We start from the raw sequence: 20,966 nt of genomic DNA, 5'->3' as shown, positions 1-20,966 counted from the left end.
GCGCGGGGGGTGTGTGGGGGCTGTGTGGGCGGGGCTCGGTGGGTGAGTGTACGTGCTGGGCTCGGTGTGGGGGGGGGGGGGGGGGGGGCCCCCCCCCCCCCCCGCCCCCCCCCCCCGGCCAGGCTTCCGGTTCAGCTTCCAAGAGCCGGGGTGCCGGGACACGGTGCTGGGCGAGCAGGACGAGGGCGGCGGCTTCGTTGGCGGCGCGGGCCGGGTCTCCGTAGTGCTTGAGCACGTACGGCACTCGGCCGTCGACGTACCAGACGCGGTTGGCCTGTCCGGTGGTGATCTCCCGGGCGCCGTCCGGGACTTGGCCGTCTATCGTCGTCACGGTTTTCAGGCGACGTCGCCGAGGTAGCCAGGTGAGGGCTGCCCGGTGGCGAGGGCGGCGATCAGCTGCCGCAGTGTGTGGGGCAGCAGGTTCAGGCCGGGCACCTTCTTCAGTTCCACCCATTCCAGGCCGGTTTGTACATCGTCGTGGGCGTGTCCGCCGAGGCGGTCGGGGTCGCCTTCGGGGGTGCAGTGGAAGATCGCTTCGATGCGGTGGGTGCCGGCTTCGGTGTCGGCGTGTTCGTGGTTGGCGCCGATGTACTCGCGCATCCACAGCATCTTGTCGACGGTGACGGTGAGGCCAGTCTCCTCGTGGACTTCGCGGCGGGCGGTTTCGGCGAGCGGTTCGCCGGGGTGCTGGCCGCCGCCGGGCAGGAAGTAGCATTCCTGGCCTTCCCAGTTGGCCCGCTGGAGCAGGACGCGGCCGTCGTGGACGACGACGGCCTTGGCGGAGGTGCGGATGGTGGGGGTGAAGGGCTCGGTCACGGTGGGCTCCAACTCTTCGGTGTCGGGCGGCGGATGAATGGTCAGCGTTCAGTCTTGCCGAAACCGCGGTGGCGTCCGGTGGCCTTCGACCAGATCAGCCGCCAGGGGCCGACCAGTCGTATGAACGGCTGGAGCGGGCTGGCCACGATCAGGGCGGCCGGGTGTACGGGGGCAGTCCGGGGCAGGGGGCCGAGGGAGGGCGGCGGGGTGACAAGGGAGTGTAGGAGGGGTGCCCAGGCCAGCAGCCGGGCGGTGATGACCGGGCCGTGCAGCAGCACTCCGGCCGCTGCTGCGGCGGTCCATGACGGCCCGGCCCACCAGGCGGAGGCGACGGCGGCGGCGATCAGCGGGGCGCCAATCAGCCAGGCGGCCTCGTCTGCCCATTCCCGTGCCACCAGCATGGTCTTGGCCGGGCGGGAGATGGTGGCGGGCAGGTGGGCGACGGCTGCAGCGTGGCGATCGGGGCGGGCGGAGGTGAGGAAGGCAAGCGCGTGCAGGTTCGTCAGCCCGGACGGTTCGGTGTAGGGCTCGTCCAGGACAGCGACGGTGGAGGCGGTGAGTTCGGTGCCGAGCAGGGAGAGCCGATGCCCGGTGCCGAGGTCTTCCATCGGTTCGGGGAACCCGCCGAGCGTGCGGAGGGCGGGGAGGTGGACGGCCATGCCGCAGCCCACGGCGTACACCATCGGCCGCAGCCACATGCGTACGGCTTCGGGCAGCCGGGAGGTGGTCAGGAAGCGGTGCAGGCGGACGCGGGCGAGTTCGATGCCGAGCGAGCGCCGCAGCTGGTACACCCATTCCCCGGCCAGCAGCAGCCCGACGGGGTCGGTGGGGAATGGGTGGCGGGCCAGCAGCGGCAGCCGCTGCTGCTGGATCAGCGCGGGGGCCTGGCCCGTCCTGGTCCGGTGGGTGGTGGCTGCGGTGGCGAACGCCTGAAGGGTTCGGTGGTCGGGGACCGCGTCGGCGTCGTAGACCACCGCGTATGTGTCGTGGGCGTGCTCGTCCTCACTCCAGCCGAGCGGGCCGAGGGTCTGCTTGAGGCGGTTGAGAGCGAAGTTCAGCTGTCCGGCCTTGCGTCCGCCGACATCGGGCTGGTGCAGGTGCACCAGCGGCAGGTGGCCGCCCGGCGGGTCGGCGGCGAGAGCCGCCACCACTTCGCCGGTGGTCGGCTCGGCGTCGAACAGCGCGGTCAGCACCCGGAGCCGGTCCGCGGGCGAGGCGGCGTTGACCGTCTCGGCGACCTCGCGGCAGCGGGCGGCCGGGAACAGGCCCCGCAACTGGCCTGCCCTGAGCGGCGAATCGGCCACCAGGTCCGCCAGTCGTCCGCGGTGCTGAGCGCGGGCCGTGTGTTCGCGTTCAGTGGTGATGACCACGACGGCTGCCCGGCCGCCGGGGTAGTCGAGTCCGCTGAACGCGGCGATCGACTGAGCGGCGATGGCCTGCTCGCGCAGCATCGGCAGCAGTACCACCAGCCACGGCACCGCCTCTGCCTGGGCGGGGACGTCATGGGCGGCGGTCCGTAGCCACCTTGCGCACACCTCCACCGCGATCAACGCCCACACCGCGCGGGCCAGCAGCAACGTCAGCAGCACGGGTACGGCGATCTGAAGCCACATCTCGGCGACCCTCACCGCTCCTCCAGCAGCCGGTAGAGGCCGCGCATCTGGCCGGCTACCAGGGGCCAGGCGAACAGCTCCGCTCGTTCACGGGCGAAGGCCCGCCGCGCAGCGTGCGCGGCGGTACCGGTCTCAGCGATCGTCTTCTCCACCGCCTCCGCCGCGGCGACGGCGTCGCCGGGCGGAGTGAGCTGTGCCGCCCGGCCGTGGCCCGCGTAGTGCCGGATGCCGCCGATGTCGGTGGCGACCACCGGGGTGCCGCAGGCCATCGCCTCCAGCAGCGCGTTGTTGGCGGTCGCATCCTCAAGCGGTAGCAGCAGCACGGCGGCCCGCCGGTACAGGCCGATCAGGGTCTGCTCGGTGACGCCTTGAAGGATGCGGGCGGCGGGGTGCCAGGGTCGGCTGCGAGCCTGACGGGTGACGACGATCAGCTCGATGCCGTCGCCGTGGCGGCGGTGGAGCCGCTCGTGCACCGTGTCCAGGACCGTCCAGTCCCGCAGCCACCAGCCGACCGTCAGGACCAGCGGCCGGTCGGTGGCGGGCTGCCCCGCGGGGGTGAAGACGGTGGTGTCGATACCGTGCGGCACCAGGTGCACGCGCTCGGCGGGCACAAGGCCGGTGAAAAATCCCTGCTGGTGCGGGTCGAGGACGACGATGTGTTCGGCCGACGGTGCCAGCTTCCGCCACGTCGCCGGCGGCAGAAGCCGTTTGAGGCGGGCGGGCGGCTGGTGGTAGGTCACGGTGGTCGGGCCCGGGCGGCGGCGGGAGAACCAGTACTGCTCGTCCCCGTACAGCACGTGCGCCGCCTCACGCGAGGCCAGCAGACGCACGTCGGTGGCGAAGTGCTCGGCCGGGTAGAACGGCAGGGGGCAGGGCCGGGCGAGCAGGCGGTGGGCCGCGCGGGCCGTCTGCGTCGCGAGAAGTCCGGTGGGCGGCGCGATGCGGCGGACCTCCGGCAGATGGTCAAGAAGACGGTCGTAGCCGCCGTGGGCGGTGTGCCAGGGCACGCGGATGACTGAGGCGATCACGGCTGGTTATGCCACCTTCGAGGCGAGAAGACCAAAGGACCGCAGCCGGGAGACGACGGCTGCGGGGCGGTCGAGGTGGACAACGGGCAGACTCGCGGTCTGGTCCGAGTGGAAGCGCTCAGCCCAGCGGCGGCGATGCCGGTGGTGATGGGCCGGTCCCCACCACAGGATCGAGTCGCGGGCGATCAGGTGAGAGAAGGTCTCCCGGTTCCCGGCGAACAGCTCCTGCCCGGTGGCGGCCCGTTGCAGCGAGCGGCGGATCAGCCGGGGCAGGCAGATCCGCAGAGGTAAGTCGAGCCAGATTGCGAGTTCGGCGTGGGCCAGCAGCGTCTCGCCGGTCTCGCCGCCGTAGTTGCCGTCCGCGATCCAGGTGTCCGCTGCCAGGGCACCCCGGACACTGTCGCGGAAGACCGACGGGTCGACCGGGGCCCAGCTGGGCCCCCAGAACAGCTCGTCGAGGTCGAGGTGGGGCAGGCCGGTGTGGGCGGCGATGGCGGCGGCGAGGGTGGACTTGCCGGAGGCCACCGGCCCGACCAGAGCGATGCGCCTGGGTATCACGGGAGCCTCCGGGCGACGGTGTCGGCGATCCGCTCCAGCAGGTGCGGGGTATGCACCCCGGCCGTCACCGTCATCACCGGCACCGTGGCGATCAGGTCGTCCATGAGGTCGGTGGCTTCGCGGGCCAGCTCCTGTGGGTGACGGGTGCGGTCGGCGAACCACGGGTGGAGCCAGTCCTCGTCGTCCGGGGTACAGCACACCGTGGCGAGCGTGGTCCGGGCCACCGCCGGGCAGGGGAAAGCGAAGCTCAACTCCTGGTCGTCGTCGCGGAGCCGGGGAAGGACGACGAGCCGCAGCGGGGCGCTGTCCCGGACGCGGGCGGCGAAGGCGTGGGCGAAGTCGTGCGGGGTGTGCGAGGCCTTTCGGGCCGTGCCGAAATCGGTCGGCAGCACGCCGTGCGGCGGCAGGTACCTGTGCGGGGCAAGCGCGGACAGGGTGCCGCCGGCGATCCTCACCGAGAGCGGCACCCCGACCAGGTTCGCGGCGGACTCGGTGACCAGCACACGGTCGGAGCCGACGAGGTCGGCTCGGCGATGGGTGGCAAGCGCGGTCAGCACGGTTGTCTTGCCCGCCCCCGACGGGCCGGCGATCAGCACCCCGTGGCCCTCGACCGCGGCGGCTGCGGCGTGGAACACGCTCCAGCCGCGGTGCTCGGCACAGCGCAGGACGACCTCGCGGATCACCCGCAGGGCATACCGCTCGCCGCGTTCGGTCCCCGGATGCAGCACGATGTGCAGCCGGTCCGTGGCGTCCCTGGAGTAGAGGTGGTCTTCGGGCAGGTGCGAGCCGGCGTCGGGCCGCCACCAGGACACCTGGCCGATCCGGGAGAACCGGTACGGCTCGCCGCGGAACGGCACCACCCTCAGCGACCGTGCACCTGCCAGGCGGGCCATGCGGTCGCGGAAGAGGTCTTCGCTGTGGTGGACGCGGATCTGCGTGAGCTGTCCGCACAGCCGGGCCGGGGCGGTTTCGGGGGCGAAGTTCAGCAGGTGGAGGTCCTGGACGAGGCGGAAGGTCTCGTCGGTGTGGAGGCGGAAGCGGTGCCCGGCGAAGGGAACCGTCTCGTTGCTGCTGCGGCCGTTCACGACTGGCCCCCTGCTGCTACCACGGCGCCGGAAACCGGGGTGAGGAGTTCCTCGGTGATCCCGTTCACCAGACGGTGGGCGATGTCGATGCCCATCTTCACCGCGTGGTCCATGTTGCCGATCTCGTACCGCCAGGTGCCGAACCGGCCCCGGGGGTAGATACCGCGGGCCTCCAGCCACGGCACCACCTCGGCCAGTGCCGCATCCCGATCCAGGGCGGGCACCGGGTAGGCGTGCTCGATCGGCTCCAGGTGAGCGCTGACCAGCGGTGCGTGCTCGGCCACCAGGCCGTGACGCCGCAGGGCCTGGTCGCAGGCGCTGATCAGACGGCTGTAGTCCAGCCGGGTCCCCGGAAGCATGGAGGTCTCGGTCATCCACGCGCTGAACGTGTCCGTGTCGGCGCCGGGGACGTTGGCGGGCGCGTACTTGCTGAAGTTCGTCGCTCGGTAGAACGGCACCTCCGGCTGCGGGAAGTACAGCCAGGACCGCTCGTCGGTGGTGGGCGCCCGGTAGCCGAGGCCGACCATGGCCACGGTGGTGTGCCGCAGCCGCCCGGCCGCCGCCAGCATGCTGCTGGAAACGCCCGCCGTCATGGCGGTGAGCCGGTTCAGCGGGCCGGTGGCCACCAGGTGGTCGAAGCCGATGCGTTCGCCGCTGTCGAGCGTCATGGTCCGGGCCGCAGTGTCCACCGCGACGACACGGGCACCGGTCCGCAGGCCGCCGTCGAGACGTGCGGCCAGTCGTCGCCAGATCTCCCCGGTGCCGCCGCAGGCGGGGAAGGCGAAGGTGGAGTTGGGGCCCCAGCGTCGTGCGGGTGGGGCAGTGCCCGAGAAGGCCGCCAGGATCTCGTCGGGGTCGACCGGGGCGACGCGTTCGGCTACCCAGGAGGAGGCCATCCGCTCGGGCGTCATCGCCCACACCTTGGAGTTGTACGGGCCGAAGAACCGCTCTACCAGACCCGATCCGTACATCCCGCGCAGCCAGGTGGCAAAGTCCGCACTGACGGGAAGCCTCTGTTCGCGCCGCTGGCAGGCAACGAGGAGATCGTGCACGCACGCCTCGGCGTCGTCGGCGGGAAGGTGGTGGAGGTGCTGCTGGAAGGGGTAGGGCACCCACCGGTCGCGGAAGCGGACGTAGGAGGACCGGTCGTGAAGCAGCAGCTCGCCGGGGGCAAACAGCTCGGCCAGCAGCCGGTCGAACTCACCGAAGTGGGAGAAGACCACGTGCCCGCCCAGATCCCAGGTGAACCCGGCCGGATCCACCACCGAGGCGGCGAGACCGCCAGGCACCGGGGCGGCCTCCAGCAGCGTCCAGTCGCGGTGACCGAGCCGCGTCAGTTCGTCCGCGCAGGCCAGGCCGCACGGCCCGGCCCCCAGAATAACGATCTTGTCGGAGCGTAACGCGTGCGAGCTGTGGGGCATGAAGCCTCCTTCGATAGGCAGACGGCAGCGATGCGGCCTGGGTCGCCGGGCAGGGCCATGCTGAGGACACCGAGGGCAGGGGTGGTCCCGCCGCCCGATGCACGGGGAAAGCGGCGGGGCCGCGCTCCCGCGAGCCGGGGCCGGCTCGCGGGAAACCGCAGCAAGCGGGGCATCATCGCCCGCTGCCGCTGGTCGAAACAGGTAGCTTGCCCGCCGGGCAGAGCGGACATCCCTGACGTGCAGAAAGCGCCGCGGGGCCGCGGGGTGTCGATGACCGTGTAGGTGCGCGGCGGGAGGCCATGCCCTTGGAGGGCAGCACGTAGTCGAACCGCCTCGGCCAACGCTCGCGATCGGTCCAGTGGCCCACGGTCGGCGCCCACGCGTGGCCGAGGTCCCCGACCGGGTCGCACGGAGACGAGCGACACGGGGTGAACGAGGGCAGCGGCGTTCACGCGACCTCCCTCATTACACCGAGGGCCGCCAGGTGCTCCAGGAGGCCGAGAGCGATGCAGGCCATCCGCCGCAGGTGCCCACGAGCGAGGGCCTGGTCCACCGGCAGGGGCTCGGAGCACAGAGCGCGGGCCCGACGGATGAGGGCGGAGGTCTCCGCGTCCGTATCCGCCTGCCCGGCCACGCCGATGCGGACGAGCCTGGTGAGTCCTCCCCGAACCCGCCGCGCGATCCGTTCGAATTCCTCGGGCGCCAGACCTACTTCGTCGAGTACGTCTCCGATGTCGTCCAACACCTCATCGAGCGGCCTGATTTCGTGGAGTCGTTCAGCGGCGCGAACGAGTTCGTCAGCGTTCAGGGGTGGAGTCCACCGCTCAACCAGACTGTGGGCAGGGCGCCGCTTGGGAAGTGTAGATGTGGTCACGAGCGCCCCCTGGTGGGGACGACGCACCAAGTGCTCCTGCCATCGACGGTGTGCAGCCGCGTCAAGCCCACAGCGTTGGGCGTGTCAGCCGTCGTGAGTCTGTTACGCAGGTGTGGTGCCTGGGACACGGTGTGCCTCCCGAGTAGGGAGAGGAGCGCGGGGTGCGTTCGCTGGCTCTCGCGTTTCATGACGTGGATCAAGGCCGTCACACGGGCAGTTCGGATACCGTGTGATCAGCTCGTGCCAACGATGAAAACGGTCCGGGGCCCCGGTTGGGAGCCCCTGGATGGAGCCCCGCACGCTGGCTCCGCAGGCCCCATCGAGGGTCGGCCGGTGTCGTTGACATCAATCCGCAGGGCGAACGAAAGTTCACGGTGATGGAGGCAGCGTGGGACAGCGGCCGAACGAGCTGAATCCGGATGCCGGCCCATGGCACCGCTGGGGTTACGAGCTACGCCAGTTCCGCGAGGCCCGACAGCTGTCACAGCAGGCTCTCGCTCACAAGGCGTTGATTGACCGCTCACATCTCGGGCGCTTCGAGCGCGCTGAGCGTCCTGTCCCACGGCACGCGGCCACCGTCCTTGACGATGTCCTCGATGCCGCTGGTGCATTGGTTCGTTGCTGGGACGGGGCGGAGCGTGAGGCCCCTCAGGACGGCTCTGTTCTTGTGTCCAGACCCGGGACAGCGACTCATGGGGCCAATACACGGGGTCATGGGGCCAGCGACCTGGGGACCCTGGAAATGAACACACTCGGGCAGGCAGGCTCACTCGGAGACGATACGGACACGGTCGTCGTCCCCGCCCGAATCCGCGGAAGGATCCTCTTCGTGCCCGTGCCCCGCCGTGTAGTTCTCGCCTCCGGGCTCGTCGGCCTGGCTGCGACAGCCATCCCGGCCGCGACGGCGGCAGCCGCGACCGAACTCGCCGACATGGGGTCTCCGTTCGAGCACTTCGCGCAGCTCCGCCGGGTGATGATCCAGACCGACAACCTCATCGGTCCCCGGCACGTGTTGCCCGCGCTGCAACAACACCTCGTTTCCCTTGCCGCAAGACGTCGAACGGCCCGTGGCACCGATGCCGTCGAGCTCCTCGCCCTGGAGACGCGATACGAAGAGCTGGCAGGCTGGTTCGCCCAGGACATCGGCGACGAACGCAGCGCTCACGGTCATACCGCGAAGGCACTCGACGCTTCCCATATCACCGGCGACACCGATCTCACCGCGTACGTCCTCGCTCGTAAGGCCCAGCTCGCGGTCGACACCGGACATCCCGCCGACGCCCTCGGCCTCGCCGCCGCCGCCCGACGTACCACCCGGCCCGGGAGCCGTCTCGAAGTCATCGCCGTTCTGCACGAGGCCCACGCACATGCCGTGCTCGGTGAAGGCGTCGAAGCCCATAGGGCTTACGACACCGCGCTCACCCTTCTCGGTCGTGCGGACGCCGACGGCGTCTGGGGTTCCTGGCTCGACACGGCGTACATCAACACCGCCCGAGCCCGTTCCCTCGCCGCACTCGGCGACTACGAACAGGCCGCAGCAGGCTTCGACAACGCCATCGCAGTGCTTCCGCCCACATACCGCCGGGACCGCGGTGTCTACCTCGCTCGCGCTGCCCGCGCTCATGCAGGCACGGGCAACATGACCCTGGCCGCTCGAATCGGCGGGCAAGCCGTAGGGATTGCCGCCGAGACCGGTTCCGCCCGGATCTTCCGTCAGCTCGACCGGCTCGACCAGGCACTGGCACCCGCAGCCGGCGAGGACGGCGTCGCCGAGTTCCGAGCCTCGCTCGACCGCATCGTCCTGCATCCCGCCTGACCCACCAGTACACGCCCCCTGGAGATACCGTGTCCCGCCCATACGTCCTGCTGTCCGCAGCTGTATCGATCGACGGTCACCTCGACACCCGCCCGGGCGAGGACCGGCTCCTGCTGTCCAACAAGGAGGACTTCGACCGCGTCGACTCCGTACGAGCCGGCGTCGACGCCATCCTCGTCGGCGCCGGAACACTCCGCGCCGACAACCCCCGGCTCCTCGTCAACTCGGAGGAACGCAGGGCGGCCCGGATCGCAGCCGGTCAGCCGGAGTACCCGCTGAAGGTCACCATCACCAGTACGGGTGACCTCGACCCCGGCTGGCGGTTCTGGCACCACGGCGGGGACAAGCTCGTCCTGACCGTCGGCGACACAGCCACCACGAAGGCCCGCGCCAACCTCGGTGACCTGGCCACAGTTCAGAGCATCCCTGCCGAGGCAGTATGGCCGACCGCGCTCGATGTCCTCGGCGACGTGTACGCCGTCAAGCGGCTCATGATCGAAGGCGGCGGCACCATCCACACGCAACTCCTCGAAGCAACGCTCGCCGACGAACTCCAGCTCGTCATCGCCCCACTCCTGGTCGGACAGCCGGACGCGGTACGGATGCTCGGCCCAGCGGATTACCCTGACGGCCCCGCCGCCCGCCTCCGCCTTCTGGAGGCCCGCCAGATCGGCGACGTGGTACTCCTGAGGTACGCCCCCAAGGACACCTCGACGGAGCCTCGATGAGCACCACCCCCTCAGCCAGTGCCCCTGGCACCGGCCGCAAGCCCAACACCGCAGACCGCAACTGGCTCGCCCTCGCCTGTGAGCTCGCCGCCCTCTGCCCGCCCTCGAAGACCGCCTTCAGCGTGGGGGCGGTCATCGTCGCAGCCGACGGGACCGAACTCGCCCGCGGCTACTCCCGCGAGAGCGATCCCCACGACCACGCCGAGGAAGGCGCCCTCGCCAAGCTCCCCGCCGAAGACGACCGGCTCACCACCGCCACGATCTACAGCTCCCTGGAACCCTGCGCCGAGCGGGCATCCCGCCCCCGCTCCTGCGCCCGGCTCATCCAGGACGCCGGCCTCCGCCGCGTCGTCACAGCCTGGAGCGAGCCCGACACTTTCGTCGCCGGCGCCGAGGGCACCGAGATTCTCGAAGACGACGGCGTAACGGTCGTTGCGCTGCCTGAGTACGCGAACGCCGCACAGGCACCTAACCGGCACCTGCTCTGAGAACGCTCCGGGCCGCGCTGAACGTCGCCATCGCCCAGCAGGTGATGCCCGCCTTCGACCCGGCCGCCCACGCGGAGCTACTGCCAGGAACGAAGCCGAAGGCCCTCATCTGGACCGACGAGCGCATCGCTCGCTGGCAGGAGACCGGCGAGAAGCCCTCGCCGATCATGGTCTGGACCCCGGAGCAGACTGCCCTCTTCCTCGACTTCGTCGCGGCTGACCGGCTGACCGGCACGACCACCAGCGCCGAGGCCGCGTAATCCCGCCGGACCGAGACCGCTCCGAGGCACGCGACTCCGGCATGAGGCGGTGACTGTCGCGAACGCGCTGGCCAGAGACCTCGTTCGCCGCTCCGCTCCTGGGACTTTTCAGGGACTTTCAGCGCTGTCTGAGGGGCTTCCGAGCACTTTTCGCTGCCTGACGCGACAAGCTCCTGAAAGATCGGAAAGGGCCTCCGACGCAGGTCGGAGGCCCTTTCACAGGCAAAGCCGCAGGTAGCGGCAGACGAGTCGGGCTGTACGCCGGGTTCTGTCGCCCGGTCGCCTCGCGGCGGCCGGGGAGACGGCCATCCATCTAGGACCGGCATTGCTGCCGGCCTCGTGCGGTCTACCCGCGAACTCGGGCGGGCAGCCCTCGAACATTCGCGCAGGGCCGTCTTGCGACGGCCCCTCTTGACCTTGCTCCGGGTGGGGTTTACCTAGCCGCCTGAGTCACCTCAGGCGCTGGTGGTCTCTTACACCACCGTTTCACCCTTACCGAGGACCGAAGTCCCCGGCGGTCTGTTTTCTGTGGCACTGTCCCGCGGGTCACCCCGGGTGGCCGTTAGCCATCACCCTGCCCTGTGGAGCCCGGACGTTCCTCGGGGAGATCCGAGGATCCCCACGCGGCCGTCCGCCCGGCTCGTCTGCCGTGCCGACCATGCTACCCGCCGGGTCGAGCGCGCCGGACGGGGCGGCTCAGATGAACGCCTCGGTCTCCAGGTCAAAGGCAAAGGGGGCGGGAAGGGTGAGCCGCTTGCCGAACGGGATCGTGCAGTGCTGACGGTAGTCGTCCCCTTCGGGGTCGCTGAACAGCGTCACCGAGGACTCCTCGCGGTCCACCAGGAGGTAGAGCGGGATGGGTCCGCGGGCATAGCAATGGCGCTTGTCCTTACGGTCGGCCCGGGGCTTGGTCGAGGTGACCTCGACGACGAGCGCCACCCCCTCGCACGGCATCCAGGGGTCCGCTCCCCGGTACAGACGCAGTTCGGTGGGAGCGAAGGTGCCGTCTGGGATGACGTGGTTCCTGGGGCAGCGCCCGCCGCTTTTCAGTTTCAGTCCCTTGTTACCCGAAAACTGCATCTTGGTGCGGGCGCGGGTGATCACTTGCTCCAGGATCAGGCCGATGTAGTCCTCGTGGTCCCCGTCCGGCGGCGGTGTCACAACGATCTCCCCCTCGATGAGCTCGGCCCGGAAGCCTTCCGGCGTATCCAGCGCCAGGAAGCCCTCCAACAGGACGTCCGCCTGCGTGAGCGGTTCGTGCGGCATGGCAGTCATGTCACGCCCCTTCCTCGGTCGTTCGCCAGATTGGGACATCGATGGATCCGCCGTCCGCGAGATGGGAGTACGTCCTTCGATCGTGGCACAGGAGGGCGCGGAGTTGTCATATGCGGACAGGTGCGGTGAACGCTTGACCCTGCCGCGGCGTCAACGTTTCTACTGGCCCATGCGTATCGGAGAGCGGCTGCGCTCACGCGGGGGCGAAGAGGACCTTCGCCGAGCCGGGGTCCGCCTGGGCGAGTCTGACCCGCAGTCGCTCCCCGAGCGGGAGCCTCGCCGTGCCGCCCTCGACCCGGGCGACGATGGCCGGGTCGTCGATGTGGACGGTGCCCGTGGTGGGCTCCTGCTCCAACACGTCGACCACGTACGCGTCGAAGACCTCACCGATCCGGTCCTTGAGCAGCGCCGCCTCGACCACGTCGACGCACTCGCGCTCCACCGTGTTGGCGCGCCTGGTTCCGTCCGCCATCTCCTTCGGCAGGCCGGGCAGCGCGGCGAGGACCCACTCGGGCGGGTCCTGTTCCGCGACGGCGGCGAGGCACAGCTCGGCCGCGTACCGGTCCACGAGGCGGCGCAGCGGAGCGGTGCAGTGCGTGTAGAGGTCGGCGACGGCGGCGTGAACGGCGCGGGTGGGGAGTTCGCCGTGGTCGAAGACGGTGTAACCCGCGCCGCGCAGCAGGGTGGTGCACTCCTGGAGGAACGCGGCGTGGCTGGCCTTCCTCGGGTCGAGGGAGCGGACGACCTGGGCGTACGGGACATGGTGCGGCCAGTCGATGTGCAGCGCCTCGGCCGAGCGTCTCAGCCGGGCCACGGCGCCGCCGGGGGCGACCGGCAGGGTCCGCAGGATGCCGGTGCCGGTCTCCGTCATGAGGTGGGCGGCGGCCATGCCGGTCAGGAGGGAGATCTGGGCGTTCCAGCCGTCGGCGGGCAGCGGGGCGCGGTATTCCAGGCCGTACGTGCCGTCGTGCTCGACGATCTCCTGCTCGGGCACATTGAGGGAGATGCCGCCGCGGGCGACTTCCTGCTCCTCGCGGAGCCGTCCGATTTTCTGGAGCAGCGCCAGGGGCTCCTCGGCGGTGCCGGTGTCGATCTGCCGCTGGACGCCGGCGTAGTCGAGCTTGGCGCGGCTGCGGATCAGGGCCCGGCGCACCGAGGTGGTGACGGCGTTGCCCTCGGAGTCCAGGTCGATCTGCCAGAGCAGGGCGGGGCGGGTCTGTCCGGGGAGGAGGCTGGCGGCGCCCTCGGAGAGCAGGGTGGGGTGGAGCGGCACCCTGCCGTCGGGGAAGTAGAGGGTCGTCACCCGGTGGTGGGCCTCGGTGTCGAGTGCGCCGCCGGGGCGTACGAAGGCGGCGACATCGGCGATGGCGTAGTGCACGCGGAAGCCGTGGCGGCGGCGTTCGAGGTGCATGGCCTGGTCGAGGTCGGTCGATGTGGGCGGGTCGATGGTGAAGAACGGCAGGTCCGTCGCGTCCCTGTGGGCCGACACCGCCGGGGCCCCGGCGGCCTGCGCCGCCTCGGCGAGGACGTCGGGCGGGAAGCCGTGGGGCAGTCCGAGCTCGGTGCGCAGCTTGCGCAGGGCCGCCCTCAGCGGGGTCTCGGCCGGCCCGGTCATATGGAGATGGCGGCGGGGCATGGACCGAGCGTATGGCGGGGCGGACCGGGCGGCATCCCGGGTGGCGGCGGGCGTGCGTGCCGGGCCTCGCCCGGCAGACGGCAGTTCGACGACAGGCACCGGGGTCTGTCCGGCCCTGATCCGCCGGGACAGGCACCGGCGCGGTACCGGTGGCCCCCGTACGCTGGCGCGAGGGCATTCTCAGCCCGTTTACCTGTGCGTACGTACGAAGGAGAACCGCCGTGCTCGTGCTGTTGCCGCCCTCCGAAGGAAAGGCCGCGTCGGGGCGCGGAGCACCCCTGAAGCCGGAGTCGCTGTCGCTGCCGGGCCTGGCTGCGGCGCGGGCCGCGGTCCTCGACAAGCTGGTCGAGCTGTGTGCGGCGGACGAGGAGAAGGCCCGTGAGGTGCTCGGGCTGGGCGAGGGGCTGCGCGGCGAGATCACGAAGAACGCCGGGCTGCGGACGGCGGGGACGCGTCCGGCCGGGGAGATCTATACGGGGGTGCTGTACGAGGCCCTGGATCTGGCCTCCCTGGACACGGCGGCCAGGCGGCGGGCCGGAAAGTCGCTGCTGGTCTTCTCCGGGCTGTGGGGCGCCGTGCGGGTGGGAGACCGGATTCCTTCGTACCGCTGCTCGATGGGCGTGAAGCTGCCGGGGCTGGGCGCGCTCGGGGCGCACTGGCGTGACCCGATGGTGGAGGTCATGCCGGAGGCGGCCGGGGACGGGCTCGTACTGGACCTGCGTTCCTCCGCTTACACCGCGGCCTGGAAGCCGAAGGGTGAGGTGGCCGAGCGCACGGCGAGCGTGCGAGTGCTGCACTCCCAGATGGTGAGCGGGGTCGAGAAGCGCTCCGTGGTAAGCCACTTCAACAAGGCGACGAAGGGGCGGATGGTCCGCGATCTGCTGCTGGCGGGCGCACGGCCGAAGGGGCCTGCGGAACTGGTGGAGACCTTGCGGGAGCTGGGTTACGTGGTGGAGGCGAAGGCGCCCGCGCGGGCCGGGCGGGCGTGGTCGCTCGATGTCGTGGTGACCGAGGTCCACTGAGCCGGAAGACCAACCAATTGCAGCATGTGCAACGCTCATTGCGTACAGTGCTGACGCGCTGCAAGATGAGCGCATGACCTCCTCTGTGCTGGACCTTGCTCCCGTCGTCCCCGTCGTCGTCCTGGAGGACGCCGCCGACGCCGTGCCGCTCGCCCGGGCCCTGGTCGCGGGCGGGCTGCCGGCCATCGAGGTGACGCTGCGCACCGCGGCGGCACTGGATGCGATCAAGGCCGTCGCGGCCGAGGTGCCGGACGCGGTGGTCGGGGCCGGCACCGTGATCTCCGTACGGAACGTCTCCGACACCGTCGCCGCGGGGGCCCGGTTCCTGGTCAGTCCCGGCTGGACGGACACGCTGCTGGACGCGATGAAGGCATCGGGGGTGCCGTTCCTGCCGGGCGTCTCGACGACGTCCGAGGTGGTGGCGCTGTTGGAGCGCGGGGTCACCGAGATGAAGTTCTTCCCGGCCGAGGCGGCGGGCGGCACGGCGTATCTGAAGGCGCTCTCCTCGCCTCTGCCGCAGGCCCGGTTCTGCCCCACGGGCAGCATCTCGTCCGCCTCCGCGCCGTCCTATCTGGCGCTGCCCAACGTCGGCTGTGTGGGCGGTAGTTGGATGGTCCCGGCGGACGCGGTGGCGGCGAAGGACTGGACTCGGGTGGAGCGGCTGGCGAGCGAGGCGGCGGCGCTGCGCGGCTGAGAGGCTGTCGGGTGGCCTCTGAGGGGGTTGGTGCCGGGCGCGTGGATTGCGGGTGCCCGCTGCCCCTATCTCAGATGCGACGTGTCATTCAGCAGCCTGAGTGACGCGTTCCCGTCCGAGTAGTACGCCACCGCGGACACCGAGGCCGCCGAGAGTTCCATACGGAACATGGCTTCCGGCGGGGCGCCCAGCGCCAGCCGGACCAGGGTCTTGATCGGCGTCACATGGGTGACCAGGAGGACCGTACGGCCCGCGTAGCGGGCGGTGAGGCGGTCACGGGTGGCCGCGACACGGCGGGCGACCTCGGCGAAGCTCTCGCCACCCCCGGTGGGGGCCGCCTTCGCCGAGGCGAGCCAGGCGTCCAGGTCGGGGCCGTAACGCTCGCGCACCTCGGCGAACGTCAGACCCTCCCAGGCGCCGAAGTCCGTCTCACGCAGGCCGTCCTCGATCCGGACCTCCAGGCCGAGCCGGGCCGCCACCGTGGCCGCTGTTTCACGGCAGCGACGCAGCGGGGAGCTGACGATCTCCTCGATCGTGCCGCGGGCGGCCAGCGACTGGGCGATGCGTTCGGCCTGATGGCGGCCGGTCGCCGAGAGTTCGGGATCGCTGCCGCCGCTGCCCGAGAACCGCTTCTCGGGGGTGAGGGCCGTCTCGCCGTGCCGGAGCAGTACGAAGGTGGCGGGCGCCCCGAGATCGGGCGCCGCGGCCCAGCCCACCCGGGGCGCGGCCGGGGATGCGGCAGCCGGGGATGCGGTCGATACCGTGCCCGTTCCGGCTCCCTGCCGGGAGGACAGGGCCTCGCGGACCCTGGCCGCGCCCGCCGCCGCGTCGCCGGGCGGGCCCGAGACGGAGGGCAGGTCGGCGGTGGCCGAGGGCCGGGGGGTGTCGAGGGCGGCCGTCGACGACGACGGCTCCCACTGCTTGCCGCGCCTGCCCGCGTCCATCGCCTCGTTGGCGAGCCGGTCCGCGTGCTTGTTCTTCTCGCGCGGGATCCACTCGTACGTGACGGCGGAGGCCGGCAGGATCCTGGCGGCCTCAGCCGCGAGCGGCTTCATGTCGGGGTGCTTGATCTTCCAGCGGCCCGACATCTGTTCCACGACCAGCTTGGAGTCCATCCGGACCCGCACCTGGAGCACAGCGTCCGCCGAGGTGTCCGGCACCAGCGCCTTCGCCGCCTTCAGCCCCGCGATGAGGCCCTTGTACTCGGCGACGTTGTTCGTCGCGACGCCGATGTACTCGGCGGCCTCGGCAAGGGTCTCCCCCGTCACCGGGTCGATGACGACCGCACCGTAACCGGCGGGCCCGGGGTTGCCCCGGGAACCGCCGTCGGCCTCGATGACGAGCTGGCGCGGCTGGGTCATTACAGGCCCGACTCCGACGTACGGACCAGGATGCGGCGGCAGTTCTCGCAGCGCAGGACGGTGTCCGGGGAGGCCGCCTTCACATCGTTGACCTCGGTGATGTTCAGCTCCAGCCGGCAGCCCTCGCAGCGGCGCTGGTAGAGGCGGGCGGCGCCGACCCCGCCCGACTGGGCGCGGAGCTTGTCGTACAGCTTGAGCAGGTCCGCCGGTACGGAGCCGGCGACGATCTCGCGCTCCTTCGTGGCGGTCGCGGCCTCCTCGTCGAGCTCCTTGGTCGCGGTGTCACGGCGGGCGGTCGCGTCGTCGACCTTGGCCTGGACGGCCGAGACCCGGTCGGACAGCTCACTGACGCGCTCCTGGGCGGACTCGCGGCGCTCCATCACTTCGAGGACGACGTCCTCCAGGTCGCCCTGGCGCTTGGCCAGCGAGGCGATCTCGCGCTGGAGGCTCTCCAGGTCCTTGGGCGAGGTGACCGCACCCGAGTCGAGGCGCTGCTGGTCGCGGGCGGCGCGCTGGCGCACCTGGTCGACGTCCTGCTCCGCCTTGGTCTGCTCGCGGGCGGTGTCGCTCTCCTCGGTCTGCGAGGCGACCAGCAGGTCGCGCAGTTGCGCGAGGTCGCTGGTGAGCGACCCGATCTCGCTGTGCTCGGGGAGCGACTTGCGCCGGTGCGCAAGCTGCGACAGGCGTACGTCGAGGGCCTGGACGTCGAGGAGTCGGATCTGGTCGGCGGGCGCGGCGTTCAGTTGGGGGCTCCAGAAGAGTGGTGGGTGGTGGTGGTCCAGGGGTCGGTGACCTGCTTCGAGACATGGACCCGCAGGCCCCATCCGTGGCGGTCGGAAATCGCGTCGAGCTGCGCTGCGGCCTGTTCGCACCAAGGCCATTCGGTGGCCCAGTGAGCGGCGTCGATCAAGCCGAGCGGGGAGTGCTGAATGGCTTCGGAGGCCGGGTGGTGGCGCAGGTCGGCGGTGAGGAAGGCGTCGACGCCGGCAGCGCGTACCGCGTCGAAGAGACTGTCGCCGGAGCCGCCGCTGACCGCGACGGTGCGCACCGTCGCCGCCGGGTCGCCCGCGAGCCGGATGCCCTGCGCGGTGGCCGGCAGCCGGGCGGCGGCGCGGGCGGCGAAGTCGGCCAGGCTCTCGGGGTGGTCGAGGACACAGATCCGGCCGTGGCCGCGACGGCCCTTGGGGTCGGCCGGATCCGGTACGAGGGGCCCCTCGACGCGCAGGTCGAGCGCACCGGCGAGGGCGTCGGAGACGCCTGGGTCGGCGGTGTCGGCGTTGGTGTGGGCGACGTGCAGCGCGATGTCGTGCTTGATGAGGGTGTGCACGACCCGGCCCTTGAAGGTGTCGGCCGCGACCGTCGTCGTGCCCCGCAGATAGAGCGGGTGGTGGGTGACGATCAGCTGTGCGCCGAGCCTGATCGCCTCGTCGACGATCTCCTGGACGGGGTCGACGGCGAAGAGCACCCGGTCGACCTTCGATGCGGGGTCTCCGCAGACGGTGCCGACCGCGTCCCAGCTTTCGGCCCGCTCGGGCGGCCAGAGAGCGTCGAGCTCGGCGAGGATTTCAGACAGACGGGGCACAAGGAAAAGGCTACCTGCCCTCCGTGCCCCGTCGTCCATGGCTTCGTCGACCCGTACGGACGGGCCGACAGAACCCACAAAACAATTGTTACTTCACGAGGTCGGCGCGGAGGTCGTCGAGAACCAGGTTCGCGGCCGTGACACCGAGGCCCAGGTACCAGGTCTCGTCGGAGACGTCCTTGGCCTGACCGTTCTTGACCGCCTCGAGGTTCTTCCACAGCGGGTTGGACTGGGTGGTGTCGCGCTCGGTGGCGTTCACGTCACCGTAGACGCCGGTGAAGATCCAGTCGGCGTCGGCCTCGTCGATCCGCTCCGGACTGATCTCCACGGCGAGCTCGTTGATCTGCTGGTTCTCGGGCCGCGGCAGACCGACGTCCTCGAGGATCGTGCCGATGAAGGACGCCTTGCCGTAGAGACGGATCCGGTCCGGCATGTAGCGGACCATGGAGACGGTCGGCTTGTCCGGGCCGATGTCCTCGCCGAGCTTCTTCGCCTTCGCCTCGTAGGCGTCGAGCTCGCTCTTGGCCTTGGCGGTCTTGTCCAGTGCCGCCGCGTTGAGGAGGTAGTTCTCCTTCCAGGTGAAGCCCGGGCGGATGGAGAACACGGTCGGCGCGATCTTGGAGAGCGCGTCGTACTTGTCGGCGGCGCGCAGCTGGCTGCCGAGGATCAGGTCGGGCTGCAGGCCGGCGATCGCCTCAAGGTTGAGGCTGTTGATCGTGCCCACGTTCTTCGGGTTGCCCGCTTCCTTCTTCAGGTACGAGGGGATGGCCGCATCTCCCTCGGAGGCGGCGTAGCCGACCGGCTTCACACCCAGCGATACGACGTTGTCGAACTCGCCGACGTCCAGCACGACGACGCGCTTGGGGGCGGACTTGATCTCGGTCTTCCCCATGGCGTGGGTGATGGTCCGGGGGAACTCGCCGGCCTTGGCGTCCGTCCCGTACTCCGCCGTCTTCTTGGCGGCGTCGGCGAAGTCCTTGCCGCCCGTCGCGACGTCCGCCTTCTTGTCACCGCCGCCCTCGGACTTGGCCGAGCTGTCCGAGCCTCCGGCATCACCGCCGCAGGCCGAGAGGAAAAGGGTGGCAGCCACTGCCAGGCCGACTGCGGCAGTGCCGCGGCGACGAAGGGACATCACTTGCTCCAGTTGAGGATCACACAAGGATTACTTAGGCGTGCCTAACCTTACTGACCCGTCCCGCGCCGAGCACAGGCACCCCCTCCCCCTCAGGTGAATCCGGGCATCGCCACCCGTATGTGTGAAGTGGCGGGTCTCGCGTTGTCCGACAGGAAGTGCGAAAACTAGCTTCGGTTGCCGGAGGTGACCAGTCCATGACTGCCTGTGCCATTGAGAAAGCGACCGCGGGGGCGGCCGGGGCCGCCGGGGATGCGGTCCTGGCCGACGACGAGCCGGACGCACCCGGGGATGCGCCGGATGAACCTGGCGAGCCCGCCGGGGCAGCCCTCGCCCCGCCCGCGTTCACCATCGCCGCAGACGGTTCCTACGCGGCCCGGCTCGCCCTCCGCAACGTCGCCGCGAAGGCGCCCGCCGAGGCCGCGCAGGCGTGGTTCGTGGAGCGCTGGACGCTCGACGGACACGAGCCGTACGCCGTGCCGCTCCCCCTCGATCAGCCGGAGGAGCCGGACTCCCAGGTGCTGCCACTGGCCGACGGGCGGGTGCTGATCCGGCGCCGGGTCACGGACCGGCATGCGTTCTCGCTGCTCTATCCGACCGGCCCCGGTACCGGTGAACTGCCGCTCGGCGCCGTCGGATGCGCGGATCTGACCCTGCTGCCGCCGTCACCGGAAGGTGCGAGAGCGTTCGCCCTGTCGGTCGGTGCGCGCTCCACGGCCGTCTGGCTGGTGGCGGGCGGCGCCTTCGGTCCGGAGCTGGTCGCTCAGGTGCCGGGACGCTGCTCCGGCGGGGTCTGGCTGGACCGGGCAGGACGGATGCTGGCCCTGGACCGGGAGATGCCGGGCGGCGGGCCGGTCAAGACGGTCGCCGTGGATCTGGAGCGGGGCGGTGAGGTGAAACCGCTGCTGCAGATCGCACCGGAGAGCAACGACCGGCTGCTGCTCGCCGACGCGGACAGCGGGCTGCTGCTGATCCGCTCGGACGCGCCGGGGCGCGACCGGCTCGGATGGGGGGTGCTGGGCAGCTGCCTGCCGGTGCGTTTCCCGGAGTGCCTGCGCCCTGCCGATGTGGCGGTGACGCCGTTCGCCGTACAGCCGGGGCAGACGCTGACGCCGGAGGCCTGCGCGGTGGCCCTGCGGATCGACGGGGCGGCCGGCAGCTGGCTCGGGGTGTGGCGCCCGGCGGGGCGTCGGCTGCATCAACTCGCCGCCCCCGAGGGGTGGCAGGCCGGATGCGGGGTGTGGACCCGGGACGGCCTGCTCAGACTTCCGTACGCCAACGAGAACGTGGCGTGCGGGGTGGCCCTGCTGGAGGCACCGGTGGACGCGGAACGCGGCACGGGACCAGCGGCAAAAGCGGGCGCGGAAAGCGGTGTGCAACCGTCCGCTGCCGCTGCGCCTCTTCCTATGTGCAAGCCGATCCCACTGGGGCAGGCGCCTCTCACGGGGCGCGTGGTGCCTGGTTTAGACCGACCGGCAAATGGGGGGTGGGAGAAGGAGCGGGGCTGGGTGCGTGCAGCTGCAAGGCGGAGGATTGAGCCAGATGGGGTCTCCCCTGCTCGAGCGCAGCCGAGAGTT

The 20,966-nt window shown here is 70.9% G+C and carries 17 protein-coding genes, 1 other RNA gene and 2 pseudogenes; 6 read left to right on the top strand and 14 right to left on the bottom strand.

Annotation, left to right across the window (positions count from 1 at the left end):
* Positions 1-336: 336 nt before the first annotated feature.
* From ABT115_RS29920 to ABT115_RS29890, 7 genes are all read right to left on the bottom strand, one after another.
* Positions 337-816, bottom strand: coding sequence for an NUDIX domain-containing protein (locus ABT115_RS29920; protein ID WP_351796344.1), 480 nt, complete (start codon positions 814-816; stop codon positions 337-339).
* Positions 817-857: 41 nt separating this feature from the next.
* The gene (locus ABT115_RS29915) at positions 858-2,444 is read right to left on the bottom strand and encodes a glycosyltransferase family protein (RefSeq protein WP_351796341.1); all 1,587 of its coding nucleotides are present in this window, start codon (positions 2,442-2,444) and stop codon (positions 858-860) included.
* Positions 2,441-3,457 (bottom strand): glycosyltransferase, encoded by a 1,017-nt coding sequence (locus ABT115_RS29910; RefSeq protein WP_351796338.1) that lies wholly within the window; start codon positions 3,455-3,457, stop codon positions 2,441-2,443. Before ABT115_RS29910 ends, ABT115_RS29915 begins: the two co-directional genes overlap by 4 nt.
* A gap of 6 nt (positions 3,458-3,463) precedes the next feature.
* Entirely contained in the window at positions 3,464-4,015 is a 552-nt protein-coding gene (locus ABT115_RS29905) for a P-loop NTPase family protein (RefSeq protein ID WP_351796335.1), read from the bottom strand.
* Entirely contained in the window at positions 4,012-5,100 is a 1,089-nt protein-coding gene (locus tag ABT115_RS29900; RefSeq protein ID WP_351796332.1) for a hypothetical protein, read from the bottom strand. Before ABT115_RS29900 ends, ABT115_RS29905 begins: the two co-directional genes overlap by 4 nt.
* Positions 5,097-6,521, bottom strand: coding sequence for a protoporphyrinogen/coproporphyrinogen oxidase (locus tag ABT115_RS29895; protein WP_351796329.1), 1,425 nt, complete (start codon positions 6,519-6,521; stop codon positions 5,097-5,099). The genes ABT115_RS29900 and ABT115_RS29895 overlap by 4 nt, the downstream gene beginning before the upstream one ends.
* A 448-nt stretch (positions 6,522-6,969) precedes the next feature.
* A complete protein-coding gene (locus tag ABT115_RS29890; RefSeq protein WP_351796326.1) occupies positions 6,970-7,263 on the bottom strand; it encodes a DUF6415 family natural product biosynthesis protein in 294 nt (97 codons plus the stop codon).
* 520 nt (positions 7,264-7,783) lie between these two features.
* Between ABT115_RS29890 and ABT115_RS29880 the strand changes: the two genes are divergently transcribed.
* The 3 genes and pseudogenes from ABT115_RS29880 to ABT115_RS29870 all read left to right on the top strand — a co-directional run.
* A complete protein-coding gene (locus ABT115_RS29880; RefSeq protein WP_502969192.1) occupies positions 7,784-9,211 on the top strand; it encodes a helix-turn-helix domain-containing protein in 1,428 nt (475 codons plus the stop codon).
* 29 nt (positions 9,212-9,240) lie between these two features.
* Positions 9,241-10,427 (top strand): annotated as a pseudogene (locus ABT115_RS29875) (dihydrofolate reductase family protein).
* A gap of 2 nt (positions 10,428-10,429) precedes the next feature.
* A pseudogene (locus ABT115_RS29870) lies at positions 10,430-10,654 on the top strand (site-specific integrase); the annotation flags it as partial.
* A 274-nt stretch (positions 10,655-10,928) separates the two neighbouring features.
* Here ABT115_RS29870 and rnpB read toward each other — a convergent pair.
* The 3 genes from rnpB to ABT115_RS29855 form a co-directional block, all read right to left on the bottom strand.
* Positions 10,929-11,330: RNase P RNA component class A (rnpB, locus tag ABT115_RS29865), an RNA gene on the bottom strand.
* A 53-nt stretch (positions 11,331-11,383) separates the two neighbouring features.
* Entirely contained in the window at positions 11,384-11,953 is a 570-nt protein-coding gene (locus tag ABT115_RS29860; RefSeq protein ID WP_351796350.1) for a Uma2 family endonuclease, read from the bottom strand.
* Positions 11,954-12,155: 202 nt separating this feature from the next.
* Positions 12,156-13,598: an RNB domain-containing ribonuclease gene (locus ABT115_RS29855; RefSeq protein WP_351796323.1), complete on the bottom strand. Its 1,443-nt coding sequence runs from the start codon at positions 13,596-13,598 to the stop codon at positions 12,156-12,158.
* A 221-nt stretch (positions 13,599-13,819) separates the two neighbouring features.
* On the opposite strand from ABT115_RS29855, the gene yaaA reads away from it, so the two are divergent.
* The gene (yaaA, locus tag ABT115_RS29850) at positions 13,820-14,620 is read left to right on the top strand and encodes a peroxide stress protein YaaA (protein ID WP_351796320.1); all 801 of its coding nucleotides are present in this window, start codon (positions 13,820-13,822) and stop codon (positions 14,618-14,620) included.
* A gap of 73 nt (positions 14,621-14,693) precedes the next feature.
* Positions 14,694-15,314 (top strand): bifunctional 4-hydroxy-2-oxoglutarate aldolase/2-dehydro-3-deoxy-phosphogluconate aldolase, encoded by a 621-nt coding sequence (eda, locus tag ABT115_RS29845; protein WP_351796317.1) that lies wholly within the window; start codon positions 14,694-14,696, stop codon positions 15,312-15,314.
* Between the two features lie 65 nt (positions 15,315-15,379).
* Here eda and ABT115_RS29840 read toward each other — a convergent pair whose 3' ends face one another.
* The 4 genes from ABT115_RS29840 to ABT115_RS29825 form a co-directional block, all read right to left on the bottom strand.
* Positions 15,380-16,675 (bottom strand): bifunctional RNase H/acid phosphatase, encoded by a 1,296-nt coding sequence (locus ABT115_RS29840; RefSeq protein ID WP_351796313.1) that lies wholly within the window; start codon positions 16,673-16,675, stop codon positions 15,380-15,382.
* Positions 16,675-17,418, bottom strand: coding sequence for a zinc ribbon domain-containing protein (locus tag ABT115_RS29835; protein WP_351796347.1), 744 nt, complete (start codon positions 17,416-17,418; stop codon positions 16,675-16,677). Before ABT115_RS29835 ends, ABT115_RS29840 begins: the two co-directional genes overlap by 1 nt.
* Positions 17,415-18,257, bottom strand: a complete 843-nt coding sequence (locus tag ABT115_RS29830) for a Nif3-like dinuclear metal center hexameric protein (protein WP_351796310.1) — start codon at positions 18,255-18,257, stop codon at positions 17,415-17,417. The genes ABT115_RS29835 and ABT115_RS29830 overlap by 4 nt, the downstream gene beginning before the upstream one ends.
* An 88-nt stretch (positions 18,258-18,345) precedes the next feature.
* On the bottom strand, positions 18,346-19,389 hold the full coding sequence (locus ABT115_RS29825) for an ABC transporter substrate-binding protein (RefSeq protein ID WP_351796307.1): 1,044 nt from the start codon (positions 19,387-19,389) through the stop codon (positions 18,346-18,348).
* 197 nt (positions 19,390-19,586) lie between these two features.
* Between ABT115_RS29825 and ABT115_RS29820 the strand changes: the two genes are divergently transcribed.
* A partial coding sequence (locus ABT115_RS29820) for a hypothetical protein (protein WP_351796304.1) occupies positions 19,587-20,966 on the top strand: 1,380 nt, incomplete at its 3' end.

Origin of the sequence: Streptomyces sp. NPDC001832, from assembly GCF_040297265.1 — a bacterium.
Lineage (GTDB): Bacteria > Actinomycetota > Actinomycetes > Streptomycetales > Streptomycetaceae > Streptomyces.
This window is presented reverse-complemented; position numbering and strand designations above follow the sequence as displayed.